The sequence below is a fragment of the Globicatella sanguinis NBRC 15551 genome, from assembly GCF_001552295.1.
GTDB classification, from domain to species: Bacteria; Bacillota; Bacilli; order Lactobacillales; family Aerococcaceae; genus Globicatella; species Globicatella sanguinis.
Genome location: NZ_BCQX01000092.1, coordinates 1 through 9421 on the forward strand (window position 1 = coordinate 1; position 9421 = coordinate 9421).

A 9421-nucleotide genomic window follows, 5' to 3' on the forward strand; every position below is an offset into this window, starting at 1 on the left:
AGGTGAGGAAGATGTATCAACATAATCATGCAATCAAACAAGTCGTACAAGAAATCATGGCGGATGAAATGAATCAAGTCTACACAGAAGAAGGAATTGAACCACTCTTTGTGGCCCCGTCAACCGCAAAAATATTATTAGTAGGACAAGCACCCGGTAGACTCGCACAGGAATCAAGACAGACTTTTAATGACCCGAGTGGTGATCGATTACGTAATTGGTTGGGGGTTAGTCGCGAAGTTTTTTATGAATCTGGAAAGTTTGGAATCGTACCGATGGATTTTTATTTTCCAGGTAAAGGCAAATCGGGAGATAAGCCACCACGTAAAGGCTTTGCTGAAAAATGGCATCCTAAACTACTTGAATTAATGCCTGATATTGAATTAATCATTCTAATTGGAGCCTATTCACAGCGATATTATTTAGGCAGTCAGCGAAAACGAACCTTAACGGAAACAGTCCGTCATTATCAAAAATATTTACCAAAGTACCTGCCACTCGTTCATCCGTCACCCTTGAACATCCGTTGGATGAAGCGTAATCCTTGGTTTGAAGAGGAAGTTATCCCGGAGTTACAAGATAGGGTAAAGGAAATATTGGAATGAACTTAGCACTTAAACTCGTTCTCTAAGGAGAGCGAATTTTTTTATTTTAACAATTGCCTATGTATTCAACTATATTTGGTGAGGGATTTTAATCCTCACTAGAAGTTCTTGAGACCCAATCCCCACCGAAGTGATTATTCTTTTAATTCTAGAGGAAAAATAATAGGTTACGAAGAAGATTTTTCTATAAGTGATACGCACATTTGTGCAATCATAAAAATGATATAACATTTGTGTTGATAAAACGTTTTCTATGAGTTATTATGTATTTAACGAAAACGAATTAACTTTCGTTCGAAATATAATTAAAATATTTTATAAGGAGAGTCGTCATGGAGATTACTAACGAAGAACAAATGATAATGCAAATAATTATGAATTCTGCTAATGCTAAAGGATTAATTTATGAAGCGATGAGTTTGTCAAAAGAAGAAGATTTTGAAGGCGCAAGAAAGAAGCTTGAGGAAGCGAACGATGCGATTAATGATGCACATACTTCTCAAACAGCTTGGTTAACAGCAGAGGCCAGAGGGGAGTCAAATGGCATTTCAGCGCTATTAGTACACGCACAAGATCATTTAATGACAACGATGTCTGAAATGAATATGATCACAGAAATGATTGCATTAAGAGAAGAAATGAGTCAAATTAAGAGAGGAGTTCATTAAAATGTTACAAATTAAGTTATTCTGTGCATTGGGGATGTCTACAGGAATTCTAGTTAAAAATATGGAGAAAGCAGCTAAAAGTCAAGGAATAGATGTAGATATTAAAGCCTGTAATGAAGGAAAATTATCCGATTATTGTGGCGAAATGGATGTTGCGTTATTAGGACCTCAAGTGAGTTATACGTTTAAAAAAAATGAAGTGATTTGTAATTCGCATAATATTCCAATTATGGTGATTCCAATGGTTGATTATGCAATGTTAGATGGTGAAAAAGTTTTAAAAATGGCACTAGACAAAATTACAGAATATAAAAAATAATAGAAAAGGTGTTCATTATGGAAAATTCAAAAGTAGATAAAATATTAGAATTTGTGGGTAAGTTTATTAACTCAAAACCAATAATTGCTTTAAAGGACGGAATGTTATCTATTTTACCTTTAACTGTTGTGGGATCAATATTTTTAATTATTGCAAATTTGCCATTTCCCGGTTTGGTTACCTGGTTGAATGGAGTTTTTGGTGAAGGTTGGAGTACTCCGTTTGCACAAGTTTATGCTGGAACATTTGCCATTATGGGATTGATTTCTTGCTTTTCAATTGCTTATTCGTATGCTAAATATTCTGGTGTAGAAGGGCTACCTTCTGGTGTACTCTCATTAGCTGCATTTTTTATTACTCTAAGAGACGGTTTCATTATGGAAGATGGAAATTTATTAGGTGGTGTAGTTGAAAAAATGTGGTTAGGTGGTCAGGGGATGATAGCAGCGATTTTAATTGGATTATCCGTAGGTGCTATCTATTCTGCATTTATTTCAAATCATTGGACCATTAAGATGCCAGATCAAGTTCCGGTTGCCGTATCAAATCAGTTTGAAGCAATGGTTCCAGCATTTGTAATTTTTTTGACCTCTATGCTTGTTTATATTATTTCTTCTAAATTAACCGATGGTGGGACATTTGTTGAATTAATCTATCAACTTATTCAAGTTCCATTACAAGGTTTATCTGATTCATGGTTTGGGGCAATCGGAATTGCTTTATTCATTTCATTACTATGGTGGTTTGGGGTTCATGGTCAATCTGTTGTCAATGGTATTATGACAGCATTATTACTATCTAACCTAGAAGTAAATCAAACTTTAGCAACGCAAGGCAAATTAGCTTTAGACCAAGGAGCAAAAATTGTAACGCAACAATTTTTAGATTCATATATTATTTTAACTGGATCAGGGATTACATTTGGTATTGTGATTTGTTCATTACTATTTGCAAAATCTCAACAATATAAAGCGATTGGTAAGGTTTCAATATTCCCAACCTTATTTAACATTAATGAGCCTGTAATATTTGGATTACCTGTTGTTTTGAATCCAATTATGTTCATCCCGTTTATTGCTGTTCCAGTGATTGCAGCAGTAATTTTATATGTTTCCATTTCGATAGGATTTTTAGCACCATTTAGTGGGGTAGTGCTTCCATGGTCTACGCCAGGAATCATTTCTGGATTTCTTGTAGCAGGTTGGAAGGGAGCTCTCATCCAAATTATTATTTTGTTAGTTTCTGTTGGAGTTTATTATCCATTCTTCAAAATGCAAGATAAAATTACTTACGAAAAGGAACAATCAGCGGTTACAGAGTAATATTAAATCGAAATGCATATTATTAAATAAAAATTTACATTGGGGTGAGATGAATGGAAAATCAAAAAAGGGGACTTTTAGCAAGGGTAGGACATTATTATTATGTAGATAATATGAGTCAAGTTGAAATAGCTAAGAGACTGAATATCCATCGCTCTACCGTAAGTAGAATGTTGCAACAAGCACGTGATGAAGGCATTGTTCAAATTAAGATTAACTTTTCTTCATCGAATATTTTTGATTTAGAAAATTACTTTAGAAACAAGTATGGTTTAAAAGATGTTCTTATTGTTGGCAACGAAAAGTCAATTCCGTCGATGAAAGAAAAGATGTTTTTCGAGGAAGCCGCTTATTATCTATATCGAATAATCGATAGACAAAAAATGATTGGAATTACCTGGGGATCTACTTTGGGAAATACAATAGCAAATATTAATTGGCAAAAACAAACACAAGCAACATTTGTTCCTTTAGTTGGGGGTCCAAGTCAAATAAAATCAGAGTATCATGTAAATAGTATTGTCCATTCATTATCAGAAAAATTTATTGGTAAAAGTATTTTTATCAATTCAACTGCTGTTCAAGAAACAGAGAATTTGGCTCAAGGAATAATCCAATCGAAGTATTTTAAAAAAATTTATGATGCATGGAACAACTTGGACTTAGCAATTGTTTCAGTGGGGGGACTCATTGAATCGACAGAGAGTCAATGGCGAGATTTATTAAATGAAGATGACTATCGACATTTACGAGAAGAAAATGCAATTGGTGATTGTTGTTGTCGTTTTTTTGATGAAGAGGGACAAGAAATCAAGGGTTCTTTAAATAAACGAACAGTTGGAATTACAATTGAACAACTCAATCATGTACCTGAAGCGGTTGTTATAGCCTATGGATTTTCGAAAGTTAAAGCAATCCATACCATTATCGAAAAGAAGAAAGGCATTAACTTAGTCACTGATTTTGAAACGGCAATTGAAATACTAAAACTTGACAATGACAAAAATGTTGATGAATTTATTGAATAAATAGAAAGAGGCGAGAGTTTAATGGAATTTATGATTGATACAGCAAATTTAGAGGAAATTGAACATTATAATAATCTGATTCCTTTAAGTGGGGTTACTTCAAATCCTACGATTGTAAAAAAAGAAGGGAAAATAGATTTTTATCAACACATGAGACAAATCCGTAAAATAATTGGTGACCAAACATCGCTTCATATTCAAGTCGTAGCGACTGATTATGAGGGTATAATTAAAGATGCTAAGGCAATTGTTGAAAATGTTGATAAGGAAGTTTACATTAAAATACCTGTTAATGAAGCGGGAATTCAAGCTATCAAAACACTAAAAAATGAAGGATATCATGTGACAGCAACTGCTGTTTATACTAAATTCCAAGCCTATTTAGCAATTGCAGCCAACGCAGACTATATTGCTCCTTATTATAATCGAATGGAAAATTTAAACATTGACCCAAATGATTTAATTAAGGAAGTTTCGAAAGAAATCGCAAGAACAAATAGTAACTCGAAGATTTTAGGAGCATCATTTAAAAATGTTAAGCAAGTAAATTCAGCATTAGAAAATGGTGCACATGCGGCTACAATGAGTGTGGACATTATTAAGACGGCATTGACTATGTCTTCAATACAAAAAGCGGTCAACGACTTTAATAAGGACTGGGAAAGCATATATGGAAACGGATTGGTTATTGCTGATCTGTAATAAGATAGAATAACTTTTGACTTCCATTGTAGAATAATAATTCTGCTTTGGGAGTTAAATTTATATAAGGAGTCAAAAAAATGAACCAAAGACAAGAGGTGAACAGTCTCGTTTTAGAAGTAAATCAATTAATTTTAGAGGAACACCCATCATTTAAAGTGACTTTGGAAGAATTTTCAAACAAAGGTTTTACCGTTATCTATGACACAAATCAAATATCTTCTTTTTTAAGATTGAAATTTGGAAAAGATGCTGGGGAGATTATATTTGATAGTGTCCCAATCGGAGAAGTCTTAATGTTTTTAAATAAATTCATCTCGGAATATTATCAGATTGTTAGTGAAATGAAAGAGATTGATCGACAGTTTATATTAAACCTAAAAAACTGCAATGATTTTACGCTATTTGTCGGTAATGACTGTGATAAATGTTATGCCATGATGGATACGATTAGTAAAATAGCATTATTAAATCAACATGTCACTCTTCAGATCATTGACTATGCCAGTTTTGAAAATGTTAACCAAATAGAAATCTTTGGCTTACCAACTACGTTTCTTAATCAAAAAGAATTTGCAATAGGAAAACTATCCTTATCTTCATTATTATGTAAATTGGGAACGCAACAATTAAGAGAAATGGATACGAGTTCTATTTATGATGTGGTCATTTTAGGAGGTGGGCCTGCTGGGATATCTGCTGCTATTTATAGTGCTCGTAAGGGATTGAAAGTCGGAATGGTTTATGATTCACTGGGTGGACAAGTAAATGACATTCATCTTCTTGAAACGGTCGCTGGAGTTCCAGAAATCAGTGGATGTGATTTAGTTGAAATCTATCATAAACAGTTAATGAAGTATCCAATCGTGCATTTTAGCTACCACAAGGTGGTGAGTATAGACTACCGTTATGATTTTATTAGCTTACTTTTAGAAAATGACGTCACTATTAAAACTAGAAGTCTAATATTAGCTACAGGAGCTAAACGTAGCTTAATGGAAATTGAGGGTGAACAGCAGTATTTAAATAAAGGAATTTCATTCTGTGCACACTGTGATGGACCTATATATAAAAATAAGACAGTTGTAGTGACTGGTGGTGGCAATGAAGCTTGTCAATCTGCACTTGTTCTATCAGAGATAGCAAAAAAAGTAATAATTTTGGAAATGTCTAAATTCTTAACAGCGGATAGATTATTACTCGACCAAATTGATAAACGTCATAATATTAAAGTGTTATGTAACCGCTTTTTATATTCAATAGAAGGGAATGGACATGTTGAATCTATTTCAATAATGAATCACTTAAATGGGGAATCAGAAAAAATATCAACTGATGGAATTTTTGTGATGGGTGGATTTACTCCTAATACAGATTTTACTAATAAATTTTTAGAACTAGATGAGAGAGGCAAAATTATCGTAAATGAACTAGGACAGACTAATTTGCCAAATATTTTTGCAGCAGGCAATTGTACCAATAAAAAATATAATCAAGTAGCAATTTCAATTGGAGATGGTGCAACGGCAGCCCTTACTGCTCACGAATATTTACTTTTACATACATGATTCAATTTTTGGACGTGAGAGGAGCATTAATATGTCTAATTCACTTACTGAAGCACATCGTTTGTGGAGAGAAGGAAAAGAACTTCTTGCAATCGAGTACTATGATATTGCATTAAATGAGGCTAGAAAACATAAAAATATTGAAGAACAGATAGAGATTATGAATGAATATGGTGGTGCTTTAAGAGTCGTTGGACACTACCATGAAGCTGATGAATTATTATTTGAAGCATTAGACTTGATTGAAAATTTAATAGGCAAACAAACTTTAGCCTATGCTTCAACTTTAATAAATATTGGTAATAATAAGCGTATGATGGGGAAATTAGCAGAAGCCGAAGTTAGTTTTCTTGAGGCTAAACAAATAATGGAATTAATAAAATCGTTTAATTATGAGTACAGTTCATTATGTAATAATCTGGCACTTTTATATCAATCTCAAGATAAAAATAGTTTGGCTCTAAATTTATTAGATTCAGCCATTCAGTATCTAAAATCGGATGAAAAATATAAATTGCCTTTAGCTATCACCTATAATAATTTGGCTAGTTTGTACCTTCACCAAAATAATTTGCAGAATGCAAAAAAATATATATTACTTGCAGAAGAAATTTATTTTAGCATTTTAGATAAAAATCATCCACTGATAGCAACACTTTTTTGCAATAAAGCTCAACTGTTTTTTAAGTTAAAGCAACTTCCGCTTAGTTTATATACTTATTTAGAGGCAAGCAAAATATTTGAAGTGAACTTTGGTACTCGCAGTTTAGATTATAGGGAAAATAGGATTAATATTGAGTTTGTAACGAAGACGATAGAAAATCAAGTTCAATTAATAAATCCCACTCAATTTTCTATGGGGATGCAACAATGTCAAAAATTCATTTTAGAAGAATTATTACCTTATATTCTAAAAGAAATGCCCATTTTATTGCAAAATGCTTGTATTGCTTTAGTAGGACCAGGTTCTGAATGTTTGGGATATGATGATGAGATATCAACTGACCATGATTTTTTAGCTAAGGCATGCATATTTGTTGAAGCACAGAAATTATTGGATGAAAAAGAATCTATTCGTCAATTGCAGAAGCAATTTAAAGACCAGGTTCAAATATTGGCGACAAGCCAATTTTACAAGCATTATACTAACAGTGAAAATGGACCGGAAAGTGTGGAAGATTATTTGCAATTAGAGGATCACTTTTTAGCAACAGCTTGTAATGGGCATGTTTTTTTAGATTATGATAGTGACTTCGTTAAAATTAGATTGCGACTTTTAAATCACTATCCAAAAGATATTTGGTTGAAGAGAATGGCGTATACCTGCAATATGATTGCTCAATCAGGACAGTATAATTATTCTCGCTGCCTTAAAAGGCATGATTATACTGGAGCTGCTTTAGCACTAAGTCAGTTCATTGAACAATACAGTCAAGCGATTCATTTAATAAATAAAAAATATCAACCATTTTATAAATGGATCAGTCTTTCCCTTGTTGAATGCGATATTCTGGGGGATGAGACTATCGGCAATTTTAAGGAATTATTAGAGTCACAATCAATGGATTTTAAGAAAAAAGTTGATCGAATTAACCAGATGTGTTTTCAGTTAGTAATATATTTTAATGAAAATGATTTGAGTGAGTCTAAAATAGATTTTTTAACCTACCAAGCTACAGAGTTAATGAAAAAAATAAAAGACAAAAAATTGAGGGAAAGTAATCCATGGAAACGTGATGATGTGGGGGGAGAATAATGAACCGCGAACAACTAATCGAAAAAATTGTCCAAATAGAATTAGACTGTTTTCTACAGACAAATCATGGACAACAAAAAGCCAAATGTCAAGAACAACCAGAGACATTTGTATTGTCAAGAATGAGTAAATGGTTTTTGTTTGATGAAAGAATACTATTGTCATATTTTCAAGATTTAAAAGATTATTTGACTAAAAACTTGAATATTATAACCATTAAATACGCTTATATGATGTTCTATGAAGAAACGGTAGAATTTAGCCTACTAAATTATGATTTACCCACTATAAGTGAAGAAAAAGAGGGGAAAATAAATAATCTTGTAAGACAAGTAATCAAGTGGGATGCTGAAGCTGAAAAGCACCCAGGATATATAAAAGAAAGACCGAGATATAATATACCTAATCAGAATATTACCTCACTTGAGACTTATTTATATGGAGAATATGCAACTTATTCTGAACAAACATTAAATTTATTAGCAAAGCAATTTGAATGTTGGAGAGAAACACAAGATAATCCCATTATTCGATTGATGGAATATTTGACCTTCTTTAAGTAAAAAAGAGCTTTATCTCTTGTAATCGGCGAAACCGACTTCTGAGATAAGGCTCTAAAATTTATCGAACTAAACACGCAATCCCATTTTTTTCCATTATTTTCTTATGTTCATTTAAATCTTCTGTATGAAGTTGTGGGATATCTTTTAATACATAATCTCGATTTAAAAATTTATACTTGTTTTCACCATATTGGTGGAAAGGTAAGAGTTCAATTTTACTAATACCCATTTCATGGAAATCATCGGCAAAATGTTGAGCATCTTCTAAGGAATCATTAAATGAAGGGATAATTGGAATACGTATAACAACGTTTTGATGATGATTAATGGCATATTGAATATTCTGCTTTACAATTTCATTACGACCACCTGTCCCACGTAAATGTGCTTGAGAGTCATAGTGTTTGTAATCCATGTAAATCATATCAACATGTTTAATAAATTCTTGAAATTTTTTGGGATTGCAAACACCGGTTGTTTCAACACAAGTATGTATTCCTCTTAACTGTAGAGCTTTTAACAGTTCAATTGCAAAATCAACTTGATATAATACCTCTCCTCCAGATAAAGTAACTCCACCACCAGACTCTTCGTAGAACATTACATCTTTAAGAACTTCTTCCATTATTTCCTCGACTGACATGTATTTTCCTACAGTTGTTGGTCGTTTTAGAGAATTGTCCCACATCTCTTCAGGTTTCTTTAATTGCGATTCCGGATTAGCGCACCAGAAACATTTTAATGGACATCCCTTAAAAAAGACAACTGAACGTATTCCAGGACCGTCATGGATACTAAATTTTTGAATATTAAAAATTAACCCTTTATCTTTCATATCGATCACTCCTCGTAATATATATTTAGAAGGTCATTTCACACCCTTCTGAGTA

General features: G+C 32.7%; 10 protein-coding genes. 9 read left to right on the top strand and 1 reads right to left on the bottom strand.

The window, feature by feature from the left end:
• Positions 1-11 precede the first annotated feature (11 nt).
• The 9 genes from GSA01S_RS07820 to GSA01S_RS07860 all read left to right on the top strand — a co-directional run bounded on the left by GSA01S_RS07820 (position 12) and on the right by GSA01S_RS07860 (position 8531).
• Positions 12-605: a uracil-DNA glycosylase family protein gene (locus GSA01S_RS07820; RefSeq protein WP_174519408.1), complete on the top strand. Its 594-nt coding sequence runs from the start codon at positions 12-14 to the stop codon at positions 603-605.
• 332 nt (positions 606-937) lie between these two features.
• A complete protein-coding gene (locus tag GSA01S_RS07825; protein WP_066126384.1) occupies positions 938-1273 on the top strand; it encodes a PTS lactose/cellobiose transporter subunit IIA in 336 nt (111 codons plus the stop codon).
• Between the two features lies 1 nt (position 1274).
• A complete protein-coding gene (locus GSA01S_RS07830) occupies positions 1275-1592 on the top strand; it encodes a PTS sugar transporter subunit IIB (protein WP_066126386.1) in 318 nt (105 codons plus the stop codon).
• 17 nt (positions 1593-1609) lie between these two features.
• The gene (locus GSA01S_RS07835; protein WP_066126388.1) at positions 1610-2914 is read left to right on the top strand and encodes a PTS sugar transporter subunit IIC; all 1305 of its coding nucleotides are present in this window, start codon (positions 1610-1612) and stop codon (positions 2912-2914) included.
• 53 nt (positions 2915-2967) lie between these two features.
• Positions 2968-3942 carry a sugar-binding transcriptional regulator gene (locus GSA01S_RS07840; protein WP_066126389.1) on the top strand — a complete coding sequence of 325 codons (975 nt, stop codon included), beginning with the start codon at positions 2968-2970 and terminating at the stop codon, positions 3940-3942.
• A 21-nt stretch (positions 3943-3963) separates the two neighbouring features.
• Entirely contained in the window at positions 3964-4644 is a 681-nt protein-coding gene (locus tag GSA01S_RS07845) for a fructose-6-phosphate aldolase (RefSeq protein ID WP_066126391.1), read from the top strand.
• An 80-nt stretch (positions 4645-4724) separates the two neighbouring features.
• Complete coding sequence (locus GSA01S_RS07850) at positions 4725-6212, top strand: FAD-dependent oxidoreductase (protein WP_066126393.1); 1488 nt, start codon at positions 4725-4727, stop codon at positions 6210-6212.
• 31 nt (positions 6213-6243) lie between these two features.
• Positions 6244-7968: a DUF4037 domain-containing protein gene (locus tag GSA01S_RS07855; RefSeq protein ID WP_066126397.1), complete on the top strand. Its 1725-nt coding sequence runs from the start codon at positions 6244-6246 to the stop codon at positions 7966-7968.
• Complete coding sequence (locus GSA01S_RS07860) at positions 7968-8531, top strand: DUF4125 family protein (protein ID WP_066126399.1); 564 nt, start codon at positions 7968-7970, stop codon at positions 8529-8531. The genes GSA01S_RS07855 and GSA01S_RS07860 overlap by 1 nt, the downstream gene beginning before the upstream one ends.
• Positions 8532-8589: 58 nt before the next feature.
• Here the strand turns inward: GSA01S_RS07860 and GSA01S_RS07865 are convergent, their stop codons facing one another.
• Complete coding sequence (locus GSA01S_RS07865; RefSeq protein WP_066126400.1) at positions 8590-9366, bottom strand: glycyl-radical enzyme activating protein; 777 nt, start codon at positions 9364-9366, stop codon at positions 8590-8592.
• Positions 9367-9421 lie beyond the last annotated feature (55 nt).